Source organism: uncultured Polaribacter sp., from assembly GCF_947500975.1.
GTDB lineage: Bacteria > Bacteroidota > Bacteroidia > Flavobacteriales > Flavobacteriaceae > Polaribacter.
The window spans coordinates 13,654-34,841 of record NZ_CANMUE010000008.1; the positions used below are offsets into that span (position 1 = coordinate 13,654).

The 21,188-nt window shown below is 27.6% G+C and carries 18 protein-coding genes and 1 tRNA gene; 13 read left to right on the plus strand and 6 right to left on the minus strand.

The annotated features are described in order from the left end of the window. The first annotated feature begins 25 nt into the window (after positions 1–25). The gene (locus tag Q0733_RS09785; protein WP_298781943.1) at positions 26–904 is read left to right on the plus strand and encodes a hypothetical protein; all 879 of its coding nucleotides are present in this window, start codon (positions 26–28) and stop codon (positions 902–904) included. A gap of 207 nt (positions 905–1,111) precedes the next feature. Here Q0733_RS09785 and Q0733_RS09790 read toward each other — a convergent pair. Continuing rightward, positions 1,112–1,184 (minus strand) — tRNA-Met (locus Q0733_RS09790). A 108-nt stretch (positions 1,185–1,292) separates the two neighbouring features. Here Q0733_RS09790 and era point away from each other — a divergent pair. The 4 genes from era (at position 1,293) to Q0733_RS09810 (ending at position 8,070) form a co-directional block, all read left to right on the plus strand. Beyond that, positions 1,293–2,174: a GTPase Era gene (gene era / locus Q0733_RS09795; protein ID WP_298781946.1), complete on the plus strand. Its 882-nt coding sequence runs from the start codon at positions 1,293–1,295 to the stop codon at positions 2,172–2,174. A gap of 158 nt (positions 2,175–2,332) precedes the next feature. Continuing rightward, positions 2,333–4,171 carry a choice-of-anchor I family protein gene (locus Q0733_RS09800; protein WP_298781948.1) on the plus strand — a complete coding sequence of 613 codons (1,839 nt, stop codon included), beginning with the start codon at positions 2,333–2,335 and terminating at the stop codon, positions 4,169–4,171. Between the two features lie 115 nt (positions 4,172–4,286). Beyond that, positions 4,287–5,597, plus strand: coding sequence for a ribosome biogenesis GTPase Der (gene der / locus Q0733_RS09805; RefSeq protein ID WP_298781950.1), 1,311 nt, complete (start codon positions 4,287–4,289; stop codon positions 5,595–5,597). Between the two features lie 85 nt (positions 5,598–5,682). After that, positions 5,683–8,070: a GAF domain-containing protein gene (locus Q0733_RS09810; protein WP_298781952.1), complete on the plus strand. Its 2,388-nt coding sequence runs from the start codon at positions 5,683–5,685 to the stop codon at positions 8,068–8,070. Here Q0733_RS09810 and Q0733_RS09815 read toward each other — a convergent pair. After that, on the minus strand, positions 8,067–9,278 hold the full coding sequence (locus Q0733_RS09815) for a Pycsar system effector family protein (protein WP_298781954.1): 1,212 nt from the start codon (positions 9,276–9,278) through the stop codon (positions 8,067–8,069). The two genes, Q0733_RS09810 and Q0733_RS09815, sit on opposite strands and share 4 nt — an antisense overlap. A gap of 178 nt (positions 9,279–9,456) precedes the next feature. On the opposite strand from Q0733_RS09815, the gene msrB reads away from it, so the two are divergent. The 8 genes from msrB (at position 9,457) to Q0733_RS09855 (ending at position 18,388) form a co-directional block, all read left to right on the plus strand. Next, a complete protein-coding gene (gene msrB, locus Q0733_RS09820; RefSeq protein WP_298781956.1) occupies positions 9,457–9,918 on the plus strand; it encodes a peptide-methionine (R)-S-oxide reductase MsrB in 462 nt (153 codons plus the stop codon). A gap of 8 nt (positions 9,919–9,926) precedes the next feature. Next, positions 9,927–10,148, plus strand: a complete 222-nt coding sequence (locus Q0733_RS09825; RefSeq protein ID WP_298781958.1) for a glutaredoxin family protein — start codon at positions 9,927–9,929, stop codon at positions 10,146–10,148. Next, positions 10,145–11,701, plus strand: coding sequence for a YdiU family protein (locus Q0733_RS09830; protein ID WP_298781960.1), 1,557 nt, complete (start codon positions 10,145–10,147; stop codon positions 11,699–11,701). Before Q0733_RS09825 ends, Q0733_RS09830 begins: the two co-directional genes overlap by 4 nt. 260 nt (positions 11,702–11,961) lie before the next feature. Next, on the plus strand, positions 11,962–12,459 hold the full coding sequence (gene msrA, locus Q0733_RS09835) for a peptide-methionine (S)-S-oxide reductase MsrA (protein WP_367276311.1): 498 nt from the start codon (positions 11,962–11,964) through the stop codon (positions 12,457–12,459). Between the two features lie 204 nt (positions 12,460–12,663). Beyond that, entirely contained in the window at positions 12,664–13,686 is a 1,023-nt protein-coding gene (locus Q0733_RS09840) for an XdhC family protein (protein ID WP_298781965.1), read from the plus strand. After that, positions 13,686–14,285 (plus strand): nucleotidyltransferase family protein, encoded by a 600-nt coding sequence (locus Q0733_RS09845; protein WP_298781967.1) that lies wholly within the window; start codon positions 13,686–13,688, stop codon positions 14,283–14,285. Before Q0733_RS09840 ends, Q0733_RS09845 begins: the two co-directional genes overlap by 1 nt. A gap of 14 nt (positions 14,286–14,299) precedes the next feature. Next, the gene (locus Q0733_RS09850) at positions 14,300–17,995 is read left to right on the plus strand and encodes a metallophosphoesterase (protein ID WP_298781971.1); all 3,696 of its coding nucleotides are present in this window, start codon (positions 14,300–14,302) and stop codon (positions 17,993–17,995) included. A 9-nt stretch (positions 17,996–18,004) separates the two neighbouring features. Continuing rightward, positions 18,005–18,388: a DUF423 domain-containing protein gene (locus tag Q0733_RS09855; RefSeq protein ID WP_298781973.1), complete on the plus strand. Its 384-nt coding sequence runs from the start codon at positions 18,005–18,007 to the stop codon at positions 18,386–18,388. On the opposite strand, the gene Q0733_RS09860 is transcribed toward Q0733_RS09855, so the two are convergent. The 4 genes from Q0733_RS09860 to Q0733_RS09875 form a co-directional block, all read right to left on the minus strand. After that, entirely contained in the window at positions 18,380–19,144 is a 765-nt protein-coding gene (locus Q0733_RS09860) for a hypothetical protein (protein ID WP_298781976.1), read from the minus strand. The two genes, Q0733_RS09855 and Q0733_RS09860, sit on opposite strands and share 9 nt — an antisense overlap. Positions 19,145–19,281: 137 nt before the next feature. Then, positions 19,282–20,106 (minus strand): YgcG family protein, encoded by an 825-nt coding sequence (locus Q0733_RS09865; protein ID WP_298781979.1) that lies wholly within the window; start codon positions 20,104–20,106, stop codon positions 19,282–19,284. Then, complete coding sequence (locus tag Q0733_RS09870) at positions 20,103–20,540, minus strand: TPM domain-containing protein (protein WP_298781982.1); 438 nt, start codon at positions 20,538–20,540, stop codon at positions 20,103–20,105. The genes Q0733_RS09865 and Q0733_RS09870 overlap by 4 nt, the downstream gene beginning before the upstream one ends. Beyond that, on the minus strand, positions 20,541–21,152 hold the full coding sequence (locus Q0733_RS09875; RefSeq protein ID WP_298781984.1) for a LemA family protein: 612 nt from the start codon (positions 21,150–21,152) through the stop codon (positions 20,541–20,543). It abuts the gene before it with no gap. Positions 21,153–21,188 lie beyond the last annotated feature (36 nt).

The following is a 21,188-nucleotide window of genomic DNA, read 5'->3' on the forward strand; positions in this document are numbered from 1 at the left end:
ATATATTTAAAAAGGATAAAAATAAATGAGAGAGTTTATTGAACAAATAAATAAAAATCTAAAAAACATTCCAAAAGATAAGCAAAAGGAAATATTAAAATTTTCTAAACGATTGGAATCTTATACTCACGTACCTACTAATGAAAAAGAAATTAACAGGATGAAACCATTTTCAACTAATAAATTTCTGATTAATTTTATTTTAAAAGAAATTGATACTTATAATTATCCTAAGGTTAGTAAATATCCATTTGACATTATTTCTTATTGGTATTGTATAGCCTTATTAATATTATCCGAAGATGAAAAAGGAAACGATTATGTAATTGGTTTAGCAAAGAGGTTTTTAAAAAATGAACATCTTGATTTATGGCAGTTTAGGAGACTTTTAGAGCCCATTAAAATTAGAGATTACAAAATTATTAAGAAAGAAATAGCATCTTATTTTTTATCTAAACTAAATGATTTAGAATCTTATAAATGGGCAAAACAAATAGGTTTAGAATTACCAAAAGATAATTCTTGGATATTCTTCTTTAAAATAAGTACAGATGGAAAATTTAGATTTGGTAATGATTTAACTGATTTAGAAAAAGAAAAACGATTAAGTATAACAGTATCTGTTTATCCTTTACAAGGTGAAAAATGTTGGGAAATTGAGTTAAAAAACTGGAACAACAGCATTTCTGCTTGGTGGCCTAATTTATCAGAACGTAAAATTAGATTATCAAAAAATAAAAATGATTATATTTTAAAAACTAAACCTTCATTATATAGCTTAAAAGAGATTATTAAAGAAGTAGAAAATGTATTTAATGTAAAATTTGATAAAACTATTTATAGTAAAAGATTTAAAGGAAAAATTAAAAACAAAAATGCAGTACAAAAATGGCTAAATGAATAACTCTGTTACTATAATCAAAAAAATTGCTATAAATACTTAAATTAAATCATCCCGTTTAAATACAGCATTTGCAGTACTAAAAACATTTAGTTTCCAATCGTCTACCTCTAAAAAATGAAAAAAGTTTAGTTATTTTTATTCTTTAAATAATCTTTAAAAAAGAAAAACCTCTTTAAATTATTTATTTAAAGAGGTTTTTAAATTTAGTAGCGGGAACTGGACTCGAACCAGTGACCTTCGGGTTATGAGCCCGACGAGCTACCTACTGCTCTATCCCGCGATTTGGATTGCAAATATACAATACAATCTAAACATATACCAAACTTTATTTTGATTATTTTTAATACTCTAATATTCTATCTCATAGAAAACTGTTTATCTTTGCATTATGATACATAAAGCTGGCTTTGTAAATATTATTGGAAACCCTAATGTTGGAAAATCAACACTAATGAATGCCTTGGTTGGTGAAAAATTATCAATCATAACACCAAAAGCGCAAACTACCAGACATAGAATTCTTGGCATTGTAAATGATGATGCATACCAAATTGTATTTTCTGATACTCCTGGAATTATAAAACCTGCATATGAGCTTCAATCATCTATGATGGATTTTGTGAAATCTGCCTTTGAAGATGCGGATGTATTAATTTACATGGTTGAAGTTGGAGAAAAAGAGCTTAAAAATGAAGCCTTTTTCAATAAAATAATTCATAGTGAAATTCCAGTATTATTACTTTTAAATAAAATTGATAAATCTAATCAAGACCAAGTTGAAGAAAAAATAAATTATTGGAAAGAGAAAGTACCAAACTCTTTTGTATATGCTATTTCTGCTCTAGAAAAATTTAATGTAGAAAACATTCTTCATAAAATAATAGAGCTATTACCAGAAGGGCCTCCTTTTTATCCAAAAGATCAATTAACAGATAAGCCTGAACGCTTTTTTGTAAACGAAAAAATTAGAGAAAAAATTTTAACACATTATAAGAAAGAAATTCCTTATGCTGTAGAAGTTGATACAGAAGAGTTTAAAGAGGAAGAAAATATTGTACGAATTCGTTCAATTATTATGGTTGAAAGAGAAACACAAAAAGGTATTATTATTGGTCATAAAGGGTTAGCTTTAAAAAGAGTTGGTGCAGAATCGAGAAAAGATTTAGAAATTTTCTTTGAAAAAAAGGTCTTTCTAGAACTTTATGTTAAAGTGAATAAAAACTGGCGAAGTGATAAGAATCAACTAAAACGCTTTGGTTATAAAGATTAAAATTACCTTTTCTTAACATATCCTGTTTTTTTAACAATAAATATATATTTTATTTACAAAAAAATTAAATAAACCTTACCTATACTTATAATTACATTAACACTAAAATAAATATTTGGTTTCATTTTTACGATTAAATTCTTAATCAAACTTAAATTATGAAACTAAAAAAACTATTAAAAAATTTACTATTAATTACTACAATTATTTTAGCATCTTGTGTTGAAGATGGTTTAGATGGCGTAAACGGAACAAATGGAACCAACGGAGTAGATGGAAATAATATTGTTACTAATATATCTACAGAATTAGCAGGTACTAATTGTACCAATGGTGGTATTAAAATTCAGTTAGGGTTAGACACAAACTCTAACAATACTTTAGACGATTCTGAAATAACAAATACAGATTATATCTGTAACGGTTCTAATGGTACAAATGGGTATAATGTATTAATTGCAACAGAAACGGAAAACGAAGGTACTAATTGTACTAATGGAGGTCTAAAAATTAACATTGGTTTAGATATAAACAACGATGAAATTTTAGAGGCTTCAGAAATTACAGTGATAGATTATATCTGTAATGGTCAAACAGTTTCTGAATACTTTTCTACACTAGCAAAAATAAGCCTAGGTGATGGTGTGCCAGAAATCTCTGCTTTTGACTCTAAAACTAAAACTATTTTCTCTACAAATTCTGAAGCAAGAGAAGTAGATGTAATAGACATTTCTAATTTATCAAGCCCTCAAATAAAATCAGCCATAGATATTACTGCTTATGGAGGCAATGTAAATAGTGTTGCTTGTAAAAACGGTTATCTAGCAATTGCAGTAGAAGCAGAAGAAGCTACCAATAATGGTAAAATAGTAACTTTTAAAACTGATGATTTATCTACTCCTTATACACAAATTACTGCTGGTGCTTTACCAGACATGGTAACTTTTACTCCTGATGGAAAATATATAATTGCAGCTAATGAAGGTGAACCTAACAAAGATTACACAATAGATCCCAAAGGTTCTATTACTTTAATAGATGTAGAAACACAAGCTACAACACAAATTTATTTTGATAATTTTAATTCACAAGAAGCAGCTTTAGAAGCAAATGGTTTTAGAGTTTTTGGTCCAGGTGCAGATTTAAGTACAGATGTTGAACCAGAATATATTACAGTTTCTTCAGATTCTAAAACAGCATTTATAGCCCTACAAGAAAACAATGGTATTGCCAAACTAGATATCGATTCTAAAACCATTACAGATATTTATCCATTAGGAACCAAAAATTATTCTGAAATTTTTTTTGACTTAAGTGATAAAGATGATATGGCTGGAAAACTAAGCTACTGGCCTGTATTAAGCTTTTATCAACCAGATGCAATTGATTATTTTGAAATTAATGGTACAGGGTATATAATTTCTGCCAATGAAGGTGATGCAAGAGATTATGATGGCTACTCAGAAGAAGAGCGTGTAGAAGATTTAACATTAGATCCTACATCTTATCCTGAAGCAGCAACACTCCAGGAAACAGTCAACTTAGGTCGTTTAAAAGTAACTACTGCAAATGGTGATATTGATAATGATGGAGATATAGATCAAATTTATGGTTACGGTGCACGTTCTTTTTCTATATGGAGTACAAATGGTGTACAACTTTTTGATTCTGGTAACGAATTTACCTTAAAAGGTCTTTTCGATTTTGGTAACTATCCAGAAAACAGATCAGATGATAAAGGTACAGAACCAGAAGCCGTAACAACATTTACAGAAAACAATAATACCTATGCTATTATAGGCTTAGAAAGAAGTGGAGATGTATTAATATATAACATTTCAGATATTTACAACCCTGTTTTTGTACAAAGACTAAGAAACACTTCTCCAGAAGGATTGGTTATTGTAGATGCTGCAAATAGCCCTAATGGAAAAACACTTTTAATTGTATCTAATGAGTCTTCAGATGATGGTACTTTAAATATTTACACAAAATAAAAACGTATAAAATACCTATACAAAGCCAGTAAACTTATTACTGGCTTTTGTTTTTTATATACTTATCAATCTTACAAACAAAGATTGTACCTTTGCAAAAAATTATCACTCAGAAATGAATAGTATTGTTGCAATTGTAGGAAGACCAAATGTTGGAAAATCAACACTTTTTAATAGATTGGTTCAAAGAAGAGAAGCTATTGTAGATTCTGTTAGCGGAGTTACAAGAGATAGACATTATGGAAAATCTGACTGGAATGGAAAAGAATTTTCTGTTATAGATACAGGTGGTTACGTAATTGGATCAGATGATATTTTTGAAGGTGAAATTAGAAAACAAGTAAAATTAGCTATAGAAGAAGCAGATATTATTGTTTTTGTTGTTGATGTTGAACAAGGTATAACACCTATGGATGCTGAAGTTGCAAAACTTTTAAGAAAAGTAAAAAAACCAATATTTACAGCAGTAAATAAAGTAGACAATGCAATGCGTGATGTTGATGCTGTAGAATTCTATAATTTAGGTTTAGGTGATTATTATACAATTGCTTCTATTAATGGAAGTGGAACGGGAGATTTATTGGATGCAATTGCAGACAAAATTCCTGAACCAGAAGCTATAGATTTAGAGGCTCAAGAACTACCAAGGTTTGCAGTTGTAGGAAGGCCAAATGCTGGAAAATCTTCATTTATTAACGCTTTAATTGGAGAAGAAAGAAATATAGTTACCAATATTGCTGGCACAACAAGAGACTCTATTGATACTAAATATAACAGATTTGGATTTGATTTTAATTTAGTAGATACTGCTGGAATCAGAAAAAAATCAAAAGTAAAAGAAGATTTAGAGTTTTATTCAGTAATGCGTGCTGTAAGAACTATTGAATATTCTGATGTAATAATCTTAGTGGTTGATGCTACTCGTGAGTTTGAAGGTCAAGATGAGAAAATATTTTGGTTGGCAGAAAAAAACAGAAAAGGTGTAGTAATTTTGGTTAATAAGTGGGATTTAATTGAAAAAGAAACCAATACAATGCGTGATTATGAAGCTAAAGTTAGAAAAACAATAGCTCCTTTTACAGATGTACCAATTGTATTTATTTCTGCACTTACAAAACAACGTTTATTTAAAGCAATTGAAACTGCTGTTGAAGTTTTTGAAAATCGAAAAACAAAAATTCAAACAAGTAAGTTTAACGAAACTATGTTAGAAGTCGTTAAAAACTTTCCTCCACCAGCAACAAAAGGTAAATTTGTTAAGATTAAATATTGCATGCAGTTACCAACTTTAACACCACAATTTGTATTTTTCTGTAACCTACCACAATATGTTAGAGACCCTTATAAACGTTTTGTAGAAAACAAATTAAGAGAAATCTACAATCTTTCTGGAGTTCCTATTACCATTTATTTTAGACAAAAATAAAGTAGTAGATATTGTGTAACTTTTTATAGAATACTTCGTCTAAAAAGAAAATAGCTTTCTTAAATTTTAGTCTAAAAAAATTAATATGAAAATCACTACTTCTAATTCAGTTTTGGAAAAAGATTTTCCCCTACAATTAAATATTTCTTTTGAAAAAGTATTTTTGTTATTTAAAAAGTATACCCAACAAGAATATATTAAGCACCCTTTTTATGCTTCTGCCAAAGAAATGGTAAACCTTTTTGAAAAATATCCTGAATTAAATGAAGGCTTTTCTGACTATACATTGTTAGATAAATACAAAGAACAAATTGATTTATTTCTAGAACCTTTATTTCCAGAACCTTTACAATTAAATGAAATAAAAGCTGCAAGTATACCTTTTACTTTTACTTCTTTTAAATTTACAGATCGTTTTAAGAATATTATAAATAATGCTGGTGAAGATTATGAATTAGTAGTTAGAAATTTTGAAGACGATGGTATGTATATCATGGCATGTACATTTATTTTGGGCTTTGTTTATAATTATAAAGTTGATATAAAAAGACCATTTTATTTTGATATACCTGATAAAACATCAGGAACAATGAAATATTACAGAGCTACATTTAATGCCGATTTTTCTGAAATTACACCCACAAAAGATGCTCCCAAAATATCACCAGAAGATATTAAAGAACTTTTAAATAATTTTAATAACATAGATTTATGGAGAGAAAAATTTCCTCCTAACAGTTATATTTTTAAAGGTTTTGGGCTAATAAATTTATTTGATGTTACTGCAGAAGAAATGATTTCATCAATAAAAGCCAACCTTTTAGCTGGTGGAGATCAATTAATTTCAAATTTACAAAACAACTTAAGAGATTTTTACAGTCTAAAAAATTTAAAATTAGGTTTTTCCCTTTTTGATAAATCTAACTCTAAAATAAACGAAACTGTTGTAAAAAATTCTAACAGTTTAATCTTAAAAAGTACTGAAGAAATTAATTGTATCACCTCTTATTTTTGTAAAGGTATAATGCAAAAAGTTTTTACAAATCATGAAACTTTTATTATTTCTGATGTAGAAGCTTATGGTTTAGCAACTAATAAAAATCCTTTTTATAAAAACCTACATCAAAATAGTATTCAGAGTATAATTCTAATTCCTATAGAAGCTAAACAAACGGGTGATTTAGCTTTATTAGAAATAGCATCAACAAAAGCTTATGATTTAAACTCAGTAAACATCAATAAATTAAAAGATATTATTCCGGTTTTTGATGCCGCAGTAAAAAGAACATCAGAAGAGCATCATAACATTTTAGAAGCTACAATACAAGAAAATTACACCTCTATACATAGTGCTGTAAAATGGCGTTTTTATGATGCTGCAGAAAAATATCATACTGAGCATCAAACAAATGAAAACGCAAAGCTAGATGAAATTGTTTTTAAAAATGTATATCCTTTATATGGTCAAAGTGATATTAAAGGTTCTTCATATGCCAGAAATAATGCCATTCAAGAAGATTTAACCACCCAACTTTCTTTAGGAATTGATGTTTTAAAAGACGCTTGTAACTCAGAATCTTTACCAATTTACAACGAATTAATGTTTAGAGTTGCAACTTATTTAAAAGATGTAAAAAAAGGCTTGAATGCTGGTGATGAAATAAATATACTCGAATTTTTAACACGTGAAATTTATCCAGTTTTTAATCATATTAAAGACATCAATAGTGTACTTTCAAAGAAAGTAAACATTTACATGAGTCGTTTAGATAAAGATTTAGGTGTTGTTTATGAAAAACGAAAAGAGTATGAAAAAAGTGTTGATATTTTAAATGAAAAATTAGCAAAATTTATAGATTCAAAGCAAAAAGATGCACAAAAAATGTATCCGCATTATTTTGAAAGATATAAAACTGATGGACTAGAATTTAATATGTACATAGGAGAATCTATTACAAGAGAAAATTCTTTTGACCTTATTTATCTGCAAAATTTACGATTATGGCAATTGCAAGTCATGTGCGAAATGGAAAACATAGCTTATTATGAGCGCAAGAACATGAAGCAAGAATTGCGTATTGCCTCTTTAATTTTAGTTCATAGTAATCCAATGGCTATAAAATTTAGAATGGATGAAAAGCAATTTGATGTTGATGGTGCTTATAATATTAGATATGAAATTATTAAGAAAAGAATTGATAAAGCAAACATAAAAGGTACTGAAGAGCGTTTAACTCAACCTGGTAAAATTGCAATTGTATACTCTCAAGACAAAGATGCTTTAGAATATATTAAATATATTAATTTTTTACAATCTAAAAATCAATTAGGTAAATTAGAATTCTTACAACTAGAAGATTTACAAGGTGTTGCAGGTTTAAAAGCTTTACGTGTAGAACTTATTTATCATAAAGATTTTGATGAAAAAAATACGATTACTTTTAATGATTTAATTAAAGAAATAGAAATTTAAACTGTTGCTCCTATTTTTTCTTGAACTTTAAATGAAATTGCAAACGCAAAAACACTTAAAATAATACCAATCATAAAAACAGTATACGTAATTCTTAGTATTTTATATTTTCTGTTTAAAACCAAACCTAAAAAGTATAAATCTTTAGTTAAAGAGCTATATAAATAATCTCGGTCTTGCATCATTTCTGTAATACCCCATTCAAAATCATTTAATTTCATTTGATGAAAATTACCAAAAAACAATAAATTTACTTTTTTATTAGCTACATCTTCTTTAGTAAATTTACCTTCAGTAACATTAGGTCTGGTTGCTAAAATTGATAAAATAATAGATGTTACAGTAAAAACTACAAACACTAAAGTAGGCAATATTAAGTATTCATTAGACGGATTATCTAATTTTGGTAATAAATTAGATAAAGCCAAAGAAATTATAATTGCATTTACAGATAGTAAAATATTAGCTTTTGTATCTGCAATATTACTTAAAGTCATATGGTTTTTTAAAGCTACTCTAAACATAGTTTCAACCCCTCTTTCAGGAACATCACTTTTATTCTTTTTAAAATCTAAAGCCTCTTTCTTTTGATTAAAATTTGTAAAATCTTTTTTTAATTTCTTTTTCTTTTTTAATAAGGAGGCTAAATTTTTTTCTTTTCTTTTACTCCAATTTTTTAAAGCATATTCAGCATAATACTGATGTTTTTGTGTTAAAAAGTTAATATTTTCATCCGTCCACTCTATTTCAGTAAAAAATTTACTTTCTGTAAGTTCCCATTCTCTTCTTAATAACTCTCCATATTCATCAAAATTTTTACTGCCAAGATGAGAGCAATCTGCGTCAGTAATGATCTCTTCTAGCTTGTTTTTTGGAATATAATCCATCTTTGTTGCTAAAATTAATTGAGTAATTGTTAGAATCCTATCATCAGAAATTGACATGTTTTTTAAAAAGTCTGTAGCAATTTCAACACTTTTTTCTTCATGATTTTCTCTACCATTTACATAACCAGTGTCATGAAACCAGGCCGCTATAACTAAATTTTCAGCTTCAATATTAGACAGCTTTAAGTTTTCTATAAATTCTTCTACTTTAGCAACAACTCTTTGTGTATGAGCTAAATTATGATATACGTAATTAGAACTTAATTGTTCACTAAATAAATTATAAATATATTTTTCTACTTCAGATGTTATTGCAGTCATTAAAAAGTCTATTTTAAACAAAAATAAGGAATAAAAATTAGCTATTTGTATTCGTATTTTGTCGTAAATTTAAATATTGCTTTCAAAGAAGTTTCAACTATTAATCTATGTAAGTTTACAGTACATTTTCGACTAATATTTTGAGCATATTAAACTAATTATAAAAGAAAGGAACATTATGCTAACATGGAAAGAAGTGATTAAATTCACATCAACAGCAAACCCAACTCCAAATAAAAGAGTGGAAAAAACAGAAAAGGAGTGGAAAGCAATTTTAACTTCTGAGCAATTTAGAATCACCAGAAAAAAAGGAACTGAAAGACCACATACTGGTGATTTATGCAGTATTTACGATGAAGGGCAATACAATTGTATATGTTGTAATACACCTTTATTTGACTCAATTATTAAGTTCAATTCTAACTCTGGCTGGCCTAGTTTTACACAACCAATCAAAGAAAATGCTATTAAATATTATAAAGACACTTCTTTTGGCATGATTAGAGTTGAAGTTATGTGTAATACTTGTGATGCACATTTAGGACACGTTTTTCCTGATGGACCAGAACCAAGTGGTTTGCGTTATTGTATTAATTCAGAATCAATGCAATTAAAGAAAGACGTTGATAAAAATGATTAAATTATTTGGTGCAAAAAGATGTCATAAAACACAATTCTATAAAAATTTTTATCCCCCATAATTTAGATTACGCTTTTTTAGATGTGGAAAAAAACCTAAAATATGCAGAAGAATTACGTAATTTGTACTCCAATAAAAAATTAAATTTTTCAACAATTGCAATTCACCATAAAAAGTTAAGAAACCCTTCTGAAAAAGAGCTTCAAAAATGGATAGATAAAACATTATGAAACTAAATATAAAAGAAACTTTTTGTGAAAAATTACCTGCTGACCCAATACTTGAAAACTCAAGAAGACAGGTTAAAAGTGCTGTTTTTTCTTATGTAAATCCTAAGAAAACAAAAGATCCAAAAGTAATTCACATTTCTAATGAAATGGCTTTAGAATTAGGAATTTCGGAAGAAGAAACACAATCTGATTTTTTTAAAAATGTGTTTACAGGAAATAAAATTTATCCTAATACAAAACCATTTGCAATGTGTTATGGAGGGCATCAATTTGGAAATTGGGCTGGGCAATTAGGTGATGGAAGAGCCATTAATTTATTTGAAGTTGAACACAAAAATAAAAATTGGAAAGTACAATTAAAAGGTGCAGGAGAAACTCCATATTCTAGAACTGCAGATGGTTTGGCCGTTTTACGTTCTTCAATTCGCGAATATTTATGTAGCGAAGCTATGTTCTATTTAGGCGTTCCAACAACTCGTGCCTTATCTTTAAGCTTAAGTGGAGATAATGTTTTAAGAGATATTTTATATGATGGAAACCCAGCATATGAAAAAGGCGCAATTGTATCAAGAATTTCTCCATCATTTTTACGTTTTGGAAATTACGAAATTTTTTCAGCAAGAAATGATGTAAAAAACTTAAAAGTATTGGTTGATTATACAATAAAACATCATTTTTCGCATTTAGAAAATTCTTCCAAAAAAACCTATCTAAAGTTTTTTAATGAAGTTTCTGAACGCACTTTAGAAATGATTATTCATTGGCAAAGAGTGGGTTTTGTACATGGAGTTATGAATACAGATAACATGTCTATCCTTGGTTTAACCATCGATTATGGACCTTATGGTTGGTTAGAAGATTTTGATTATAGCTGGACGCCAAACACAACAGACAGACAACATAAAAGGTATCGTTTTGGAAATCAGCCAAATATTGGCTTATGGAATTTATACAAATTAGCAAATGCCTTGTATCCATTAATTGAAGAAGTAGAACCTTTAGAAGCAATTTTAGATCAATATAAAATTGACTTTCAAAAAAAATCTTTCTTGATGATGAAATCTAAATTAGGCTTGTTTGAAGAAGTTAAAAATGATTTGGAATTAATTCAAAATTTAGAAGATAATTTACAACTGGTAGAAACTGATATGACAATTTTCTTTAGAAATTTAAGTAATTTTAAAGGTGATAAAATAGGATTTGAAATTATTAAAAAAGCTTTTTATGATGTTAAGAATATTTCTGAACAAGTAAAAATTCAATGGAATATATGGTTTAAAAATTACGCTGATAGATTACAAAAAGAATCTCTTAATCATCAACAAAGAAAAGAAAAAATGGATGCTGTAAACCCTAAATATGTGTTAAGAAATTATATGGCACAATTAGCAATTGATGCTGCAAATGAAGGTGATTATTCTTTAATTAATCAACTATTTCAGCTCTTAAAAAAACCTTATGATGAGCAACCTAAAAATGAAAAATGGTTTACAAAACGTCCTGATTGGGCTAAACACAAAGTAGGTTGTTCTATGCTAAGTTGTAGTTCTTAATGGGTATTTTAAAATACATATTAGAGATTCCTGAAAGGCATTCATTTGGAATCTACAAAAACAAAAAATATAGTATTACCAAAGAGATTTTTAACAATGGTAAATCGTTTAAAATCTTTGCAAAAGAATTAAAAGGAAATAATTTTATCAGTTTAAATTATTATATCACATCAAAAAATGAATTTTTAAAACCTTGTGAAATGCCACAAGAAAAAGTAATTCACTTTTTAAAAAACGTACAATTAAATAAAACAACAACAATGGGTACAAGTAAAAAAGCATATATAGCAGGTGGATGTTTTTGGGGAATGGAAGATCTTTTTAGAACAAGAGAAGGAATTTTAGATACAGAAGTGGGTTATATTGGTGGAGAAAATGATAATCCTACCTATAAAAATCATCCAGGTCATGCCGAAGGAATTGAAATTACATATGATGCTAACAAAACTTCTTTCAAAGAAATTTTAGATTACTTTTTCAGAATCCATAATCCTACAACTATTGATAGGCAAGGAAACGATATTGGAACAAGTTACAGATCTGCAATATTTTTTCAAAATGATGATGAAAAAGCAGAGGCAAAAGAAGTAATTAACCTTGTAAATGAATCTCATAAATGGGAAGGTAAAGTTGCCACAACTTTAGAACCTTATTCTACTTTTTGGGCAGCAGAGCCAGAACATCAAGATTATTTAGTAAGAAACCCAAATGGTTATACTTGTCATTTTGAGCGATTTAAAAATAGCTTTTTAAAATAAAAATATCTAATTAAAGTTAAGAATGACAACTTTAGGTAGACCACAATACATAAAATAAACAAGATGCAAGTTTTAGAAAACAAACAAATTTTACGTCAGTTAGCAGTCAAAGAAAATTATAGTTTTTGAACTTAAAACTTACAAAATAAGGAATTACTAATAACTTTAAAAGTTTTATATTTAGGGTTCAACTCTTGTTTTAAAATGATTCACGAACTTAAAGAAATTATCAATCAGGCTGTCTTCAATCAACAAAAAGGATTGAAAAACGTTTTGGCAAGCGTGGTGTATTTAGAAGGTTCATCTTATAGAAAACCAGGAGTTAGAATGTTAATTTCAGAAGATTTTAATTCTGTTGGAGCAGTAAGTGGTGGCTGTGTAGAAAAAGAAATTATTCAAAGAGCTAAAAATGTTTTTAAAGAGAATAAACCAAAAGTTATTACTTACGATGGTAGATATAGATTAGGTTGTGAAGGTATTTTATACATTTTAATTGAACCTTTTTATGTTTCTAATGATTTTTTTAATTCATTTTCAGACGCAATTTCTAGCAGAGAAATTTTAAAAATTGATAGTTATTTTATCAAAAAAGATGAAGCTTTTGGAAATTTTGGATCTGTAATTACCTTTGAAAATAAAACACAATTTACATTTTTAGAAACTTTTGATTTTGGAAAATTAAATCAAACAGAAATTTTTACACAAATTTTACAACCAAGTTTTAAACTAATTATTATTGGTGGTGAACATGATGCTGTAAAACTGTGTAAAACAGCTTCTGATTTAGGTTGGGAAGTTGATGTAATTACCTCAGCAAAAGACAGCAAACAAATTACTGATTTTCCTGGTGCTAATACTGTTATTGGTAAAAATCCAGAAACTATTGAATTTAAAGATATTTCTGAAAATTGTGCTATTGTAATTATGAATCATAGCTATGTACAAGATTTAAAATATGTTGTTAAACTTGCTGATTATCAACCAAAATATATTGGAATTTTAGGTGCTCCGAACAGAAGAGAACGTTTGTTTAATGAACTTTTTGAGTTTGCACCTCATATTACTGATGAATTTATAGAAAGTATATACACTCCTGCAGGTTTACATATTGGTGCTCAAACTCCAGAAGAAATTGCACTTTCTATTGTTGCAGAAATTTTGTCTGTTATTAGAAAAAAAGAACCTTTTTATTTGCGAAAATTAAACGGAAAAATTAATATTTGTTAATGAAAAACATTGCTATTTTAGTTTTAGCTGCTGGTAAATCATCAAGGATGAAAAGCATAAAACAGCTAGAGAAAATCAATAATAAAACGCTGTTAGAAATCACATTAGAAAATGCTAAAAAAGTAACTTCAAGTAATATTTATTGTGTTTTAGGGGCAAATACTGATAAAATAAAACAAGAAATATCTGTAAAAAACATTGTATTCATTTTTAACAAAAACTATGAAAATGGCTTAAGTTCTAGCATTATTTCTGGCATCAATTATTTAAAAAAAAATCAACTAAATTTTGATGGAGTTTTAATTTTATTAGCAGATCAACCAGCAATAGAAACTGAATATTTAAATTCCTTACTAGATTTATTTCAACAAAATAATGATAAAATAATAGCTTCAAAATATGAACATTTTTTTGGAGTTCCAGCAATTTTTCCAAAAAAACACTTTAAAGATTTATTATTAATTAAGAACGATAAAGGTGCAAAGGAACTTATAAATAATCATAAAAACGAAGTTTTTTACCCTAAAATTAAAACCAATTTTATTGATATTGACACAAAAGAAGATTTGTTTCTTTACAAAAAATCAATTTTAAAATAGTTAATTTTACATTCATGAATTTATTGAAATTTTCATTATTTACAACAATCTTACTTTTGTTTTCAACTTGTGCTACTACTAATATGCAAGTTTTTGAAAATCAAAAATTTGAATCAAAAAAAGATACTTCAGAAATTGAACATTCGTTTTATTTAATTGGAGATGCAGGTAATTCTACTTTAACAGAAGACTCACCAGCATTAAAATATTTAAAGAAAGAAACTGAAAATGCTTCAAAAAATTCTACATTAATTTTTTTAGGTGATAATGTTTATGAAACTGGTATTCCTAAAAAAAAATCTAAAAAATATCCGTTAGCTAAAAGAAGAATTGAAGCACAAACAAATGTTGCAAAAAATTTTAATGGAAAATCAATTTTTATCCCTGGTAACCATGATTGGTATAATGGTTTATCAGGTTTAAAAAGAGAAGAAAAATTGGTAAAAAAAGCTTTAGGGAAAAAAGCTTTTTTACCACAAAATGGTTGTCCTTTAGAAAAAGTAAATATTACAGATAACATTGTTTTAATTATAATTGACACTCATTGGTATTTAACAAATTGGGGAAATCACCCAACAATAAATGATAACTGCGAAATTAAAACTAGAACAAAATTTTTTGATGAACTTGAAGGTTTAATTAAAAAGGCAAGAGGAAAAACAACTATAATTGCAATGCATCACCCAATGTTTACCTATGGTTCTCATGGAGGTAAATTTTCATTTAAAAGCCACTTAAAGCCTTTGCCAATATTAGGGTCTCTAAAAAATTTATTGCGTACAACTACAGGTCTTTCTAATACAGATATTCAAAATAAAAAATATAATAAACTTAAAAAACACATTATAACTCTATCACAAGAAAATGATAAAACTATTTTTGTTTCTGGTCATGATCATAATTTACAATACATTGTACAAGATAATATTCCACAAATAATTAGTGGTTCTGGTTCTAAAAGTATGGCTACAAAATTATCTGGTGGCGCAAAATTTACTTACGGTACTCAAGGTTTTGCTAAACTAGATGTATACAAAGATGGTTCGTCTGAAGTACGTTTTTACTCTGTAAAAGATGATAAAATTGTGTATCAATCACAAGTATTATCTGCCAATGAAAAAAACAATTTTACAACATTTCCTGATAATAAAATTACAGAAAAAAAAGCTTCTATTTATACTGATGAAGAAGTTACAAAAAGCAAAATGTATCGTTTTTTATGGGGAGAACGATATAGGCAATATTTTGGTACAAAAATAAACGCACCCACTGTAAATTTAGATACGCTTTTTGGTGGATTAAAACCTGTTAGAAAAGGTGGAGGACATCAATCAAAATCATTAAGATTAAAAGATAAAAAAGGAAGAGAATATATGATGCGTGCTTTGCGTAAAAGTGCTGTTCAATTTTTACAAGCTGTAGCATTTAAAGATCAATATATAGAAGGTCAATTTAATAATACAATAACAGAAAATTTTTTATTTGATGCTTTTACTGGTTCGCATCCTTATGCGCCATTTACCATAGGAAAACTATCTGATGCAATTGGGGTTTATCATACAAATCCGGTTTTATATTATATTTCTAAACAAAATAGTTTAGGCCATTTTAATGATGAATTTGGTGATGAATTATATATGATTGAAGAACGAGCAGCTTCTGGTCATGGAGAGCAAGCTAGTTTTGGTTTTGCAGATAAAGTAGTTAGCACAGACGATTTATTAAATAATTTAACCAAAAACGAAAATCATGTTTTAGATGAAGAAGCATATATAAAAGCACGTTTGTTTGATATGTTAATTGGAGATTGGGATAGGCATGAAGATCAATGGAGATGGGCTGTTTTTAAAGAAAATAATCAAACAGTTTACAGGCCAATTCCAAGAGATAGAGATCAAGCTTTTTCTATTTTTGGAGATGGCATTATATTAAACACAGTTACCAAATTAATACCAACCTTACGATTAATGCAATCTTATAACGAAGAGCTAAAAAGTCCTAAATGGTTTAATTTAGAACCTTACCATTTAGATTTAATTTTAATTTCTAAATCCAATAAAAACCTATGGAACAAGCAAGTTAAGCTTATTACTAATAATATTACTGATGAAGTTATAGATGATGCTTTTACTCTTTTTCCTGATGAAGTAAAAGATGAAACCATTGTAGAAATTAAAAGAAAATTACAAGGTAGAAGAAGTAATTTACAAAAAATTTCTGATAATTATTTTAACCATATTAATAAACTTCAAGTAATTACTGGTACCCAAAAAGCAGATTGGTTTGATATTGAAAGATTACAAAATGGACAAACTAAAATTACTGGCTATAGAATAAAAAAAGGGGAAAAAGATAAAGAATTTCATAAACGAACTTATCATAAAAAAGAAACCAAAGAAATTTGGATTTATGGTTTAGATCAAGAAGACGTTTTTGTTGTAAAAGGTGAAGGAGAAAAGTTAATTAAAATTAGAATTATTGGAGGTCAGAATAATGACATTTACAATATTAAAAATGGCAAAAAAGTAATTATTTACGATTATAAATCAAAGAAAAATACTTTTAAAACCAAGAAAGGAAAAAGAAAACTTACTGATGATTATGAAACAAATGTTTATGATTATAAAAAGTTTAAAAACAATCAAAATGTTATTATACCAACAATTGGTTTTAATCCTGATGATGGTATAAAAATTGGGTTTTCCAATACATACACAACTTATGGTTTTGAGAGAAATCCTTTTACTACAAAACACAAACTTTCTGGAGCATATTATTTTGCTACTAATGGTTTTGAGTTATTTTACTCATCAGAAATAGCAAATGTAATTAACAACTTAAACCTTGGTTTTACAGCTACTTTTACAAGTCCTAATTTTGCTATAAATTACTTTGGATTAGGAAATAACTCTACAAACCCTGAAGCAAAAGATTTAAAAGACGAAAATTTTAATAGAGTAAAAATTAGAAAAATAGTTGCTGGTACTTTTATAAAATGGCAAGGAGAATTAGAAGACGAAATAAAGTTAGGTGTTAATTTTCAAAACTTAAAAGTAGAAAATACTTTAGATAGATTTATAAACACACAGTTTACTGAAAACGATCCTATTTTTAAACAACAAAAATTTATAAATACAGAAGCTAGTTATCATTATAAAAATTCAGACAATTATGCTTTTCCTACAATAGGAATGAAAACAGAAATAATAGCTGGTTACACATCAAATTTAGAAAATAGTAATAATTTTGCCTATATTATTCCATCAATTTCTTTTGATCATAAATTAAACTCTGGTGGACAATTAGTATTTGCAACAAAAGTAAAAACACACTTTACTTTTGGTGATAGTTATGAGTTTTATCAAGCAGCAAATATTGGTGGTAATGATGGTTTAAGAGGGTATAGAAACCAACGTTTTACAGGTAAAAACTCATTTTATCACAGTTCTGATATTCGTTTAAAATTAAAACAATTTAAAACCAGTTTAATGCCTTTAAACTTTGGTGTTTTTGGTGGTTTTGATTATGGTAGGATTTGGGGTAAACAAAAAATCTTAGTTATAAATCCTTTTTTAACAAATAAATTTTTTAATACTTCTTATGGTGGTGGAATTTTCCTTAGTGCTGCAAATATGATGTCTGGTAACCTTTCTCTTTTTAATAGTGATGATGGTTTAAGATTAACATTTACATTTGGTTTTGCCTTTTAATATTTATATATGACACAAATCGCATTAGTTTTCGGGAGTTTATTTGGATTTTTAGCAATAATTTTTGGAGCCTTTGGAGCACATTTATTAAAGAAAAAACTTACTTTAGACCAGTTACATAGTTTTGAAACTGGTGTTAAATATCAAATTTATCACGCCATTGTTTTGCTTTTTTTAGGGTTTTATTTAGATAGCTCATCTGCCATTAATACATATATTATTTATGCCTTTATTATTGGAACAATACTATTTTCTTTTTCAATTTATGGCTTGGTAATTTCTTCATCAAAAAACAAGAAATTAAATTTTTTAGGACCTATTACACCTCTTGGAGGGTTGTTTTTAGCTTTTGGATGGTTGCTTTTGTTATATAAGTTTGTAGTTTTATTTTAATTTCAACTCATATAAATTACCTCCAGCACCATGTCCTTTTTCATCGGTAATTAAAAGTGTATTGTTATCTTTAAAAGTAATTCCTTCCTTTTGAGAATAATGTTTTAAATCGATTTTTTTAACTTTTCCTGAAAAGAAATTATCACCTTCAAAATCCGTAAAAACTAAAATATTTTTTTGAGAAAGTAATACTACTTTTTTACCATCAGCAGAAATATCTGCAGATGTTACCCAACATTCTAAATCGATACAATTTTCAAATTCTGAAATTAATTTTGCAATATGCTTCCCTTTTTTAGCAGGTACTTTATAGAGTGAAGTTTTGCCATATTTATTTTTAACTCTACTTTTTGTAAAAATATAAAAGTAATTATTATAATAAAAAAAAGCTTCTGCATCAAAAAACATAGCTTTCTTTTTTGGCGGAAATTTTATTTGATTTTCATAGCTAAATTTTATTTTTTTAGCTTTTGCTTTTTTAGTTTTTAAATATTTTTTGTCAATCTTTAAAATTCTTAAATTTTTTCTTTTATTTAAGTTATTACCAAAATCTCCAATATATATATTTCCTTCTTTATCAGAAGTTAAATCTTCCCAATCATGGTTTTTTTCGTTAATATAGATTTTTCTTTCAATATTGCCATTTTTAGAAACAGCATATAACAAGGGTCTGTTTTCACTATCATTTAACATCCAAATAAGATCAGATTTTCCTAAAACTTCTGCCCCAGAAACTTCTTTTAAACTTTTAGGCAAATGAGAAATTAAATTTAATTTTTCAAAATTTTGACAACATAAAAAAATCGAGAATCCAAAAAATAAAATTATTTTCTTCAGCATAAAAAATTAAATAAATAGAAATTATTTTTTTGATGTAAATTTAAGTAGAATAATTACCAACCACCAGAAGCGCCACCTCCACCAAAGCTTCCGCCTCCAAAACCGCCACCAAATCCACCACTAGAAGAACTTCCGCCACCAAAACCGCCACCAAAACTTCCGCCACTTCTTCTACCAGAATTGGTTAAAATAATGGTTTCAAAAATGTCTCCAGCAAAGTTACCCGTTCTATTACCTCTTCCTCTATTATTTTTATTTCCTTTAGAAATGATAATAAAAAAGATGAAAATAATGATGATGAAAATAATGATACTAGGGTCAAAATTTGATTTTTCTTGTCTAGAACCTGTAAACTCTCCGTTTAACGTTTTAAAAATATAATCAGAACCCTTGTCTAAACCTCTATAATAATCTCCTTTTTTAAATTCAGGAATTATAATTCTTTCAATAATTCTTTTGGATGTAAAATCAGTCAATAAATGCTCTGTTCCTTTTCCTGCTTGTATCGTAATTTTTCTGTCACCTTTTGCCAATAACATTAAAACACCATTGTCTTTCTCATCATCTCCTATACCCCATTTTTCTCCCCAATTTGCAGCTAAATAGGCTATATTTTCTCCTTCTGTAGAATTGACAATTGCTACTACAATTTGTGTTGATGTGGTATCTGAATACCTAACAAGTTTGTTTTCTAAACTTTGTTTTTGAGAAGCTGATAATAGGTTTGCATAATCATAAACACTCGTTTGAAAGCTTGGTTTTTCTGGTATTTTATATCCTTGTGAGAATAAATTTAAGGAAATAAATAACATCAGTAAAAAAACAACTTTCTTACTAAAAACTAAAAACTGAAAATTAAAAACTCTTTTTAAACTCATCCTTTAGAAATCTCGTTTGAAAGTTCGTTAACATCATCTGTTTGATAAGGAAAATGGGTCTTTAATTCTAAACCGGCTTTTAAGATTCCGTCAATAATACCTTGTTTAAAATTACCTGATTTAAATTGAGCTTGAATAGCATCTTTAGTAGAATTCCAAAAATCTTTTGGCACTACTTTATCAATGCCTTTATCACCATAAATAACAAATTTTTTATCATTTACAGCAACATAGATTAACACAGCATTTGCATCTTTTGTATTCTCCATTTCTAAGAGATAAAATACTTCTAACGCACGTTTATAATGATCTATTTTAGAACTAGATTCAATATGTACACGAACTTCGCCAGAAGTATTTTTCTCTGCAATTCTAATCGCAGAAACAATTTCTTCTTCTTCTTCTTTGGTAAGAAATTCTTCTACTTTAGACATTTAGGCTGCTTTCTTTTTAAAGTCAAAATTAACATTTGGTGCATTTTCTGAACCTGGATTTGATTTAAAACGATCCATTTCAACAAATTTAAATAAGCCAGCTAATAAAGAATTTGGAAAAACTTTAATGTGTTTATTATACTTATTTACACCTTCATTAAAACGATCTCTAGCTACATTAATTCTGTTTTCTGTACCTTCTAACTGACTTTGTAATTCTAAAAAGTTAGCATTTGCTTTCAATTCTGGATAACGTTCTACAGATACTAATAATTTAGATAACGCTCCACTCATACCAGCCTGAGCTTGTTGAAATTGTGCCATTTTATCTGGTGTTAAATCACCAGCATTAATATTTACAGAAGTTGCTTTAGCTCTTGCATTTATAACTTCTGTTAAGGTTTCCTTTTCAAAATCTGCAGCACCTTGTACTGTTTTTACCAAATTACCAATTAAATCATTTCTACGTTGGTAAGAACTTTCTACATTAGACCAAGTTGTTTTTGCATCTTCTTGTAATTCTACTGCTGTATTATTAAATCCTTTTCCCCAACTATACACTGCATATGCAATTACAGCAAGAACTATTACAGGTACTAACCATTTTTTCATAATTTCAAATTTTAATTTTATTTTGATTTTTTTGTT

What these genes read in the sequence shown, in the direction of transcription:
- Q0733_RS09785 (WP_298781943.1), top strand. Translation starts at nt 26, where the DNA reads ATGAGAGAGTTTATTGAACAAATAAATAAAAATCTAAAAAACATTCCA.
- era (WP_298781946.1), top strand. Translation starts at nt 1,293, where the DNA reads ATGATACATAAAGCTGGCTTTGTAAATATTATTGGAAACCCTAATGTT.
- Q0733_RS09800 (WP_298781948.1), top strand. Translation starts at nt 2,333, where the DNA reads ATGAAACTAAAAAAACTATTAAAAAATTTACTATTAATTACTACAATT.
- der (WP_298781950.1), top strand. Translation starts at nt 4,287, where the DNA reads ATGAATAGTATTGTTGCAATTGTAGGAAGACCAAATGTTGGAAAATCA.
- Q0733_RS09810 (WP_298781952.1), top strand. Translation starts at nt 5,683, where the DNA reads ATGAAAATCACTACTTCTAATTCAGTTTTGGAAAAAGATTTTCCCCTA.
- Q0733_RS09815 (WP_298781954.1), bottom strand. Translation starts at nt 9,278, where the DNA reads ATGACTGCAATAACATCTGAAGTAGAAAAATATATTTATAATTTATTT.
- msrB (WP_298781956.1), top strand. Translation starts at nt 9,457, where the DNA reads ATGCTAACATGGAAAGAAGTGATTAAATTCACATCAACAGCAAACCCA.
- Q0733_RS09830 (WP_298781960.1), top strand. Translation starts at nt 10,145, where the DNA reads ATGAAACTAAATATAAAAGAAACTTTTTGTGAAAAATTACCTGCTGAC.
- msrA (WP_367276311.1), top strand. Translation starts at nt 11,962, where the DNA reads ATGGGTACAAGTAAAAAAGCATATATAGCAGGTGGATGTTTTTGGGGA.
- Q0733_RS09840 (WP_298781965.1), top strand. Translation starts at nt 12,664, where the DNA reads ATGATTCACGAACTTAAAGAAATTATCAATCAGGCTGTCTTCAATCAA.
- Q0733_RS09845 (WP_298781967.1), top strand. Translation starts at nt 13,686, where the DNA reads ATGAAAAACATTGCTATTTTAGTTTTAGCTGCTGGTAAATCATCAAGG.
- Q0733_RS09850 (WP_298781971.1), top strand. Translation starts at nt 14,300, where the DNA reads ATGAATTTATTGAAATTTTCATTATTTACAACAATCTTACTTTTGTTT.
- Q0733_RS09855 (WP_298781973.1), top strand. Translation starts at nt 18,005, where the DNA reads ATGACACAAATCGCATTAGTTTTCGGGAGTTTATTTGGATTTTTAGCA.
- Q0733_RS09865 (WP_298781979.1), bottom strand. Translation starts at nt 20,106, where the DNA reads ATGAGTTTAAAAAGAGTTTTTAATTTTCAGTTTTTAGTTTTTAGTAAG.
- Q0733_RS09870 (WP_298781982.1), bottom strand. Translation starts at nt 20,540, where the DNA reads ATGTCTAAAGTAGAAGAATTTCTTACCAAAGAAGAAGAAGAAGAAATT.
- Q0733_RS09875 (WP_298781984.1), bottom strand. Translation starts at nt 21,152, where the DNA reads ATGAAAAAATGGTTAGTACCTGTAATAGTTCTTGCTGTAATTGCATAT.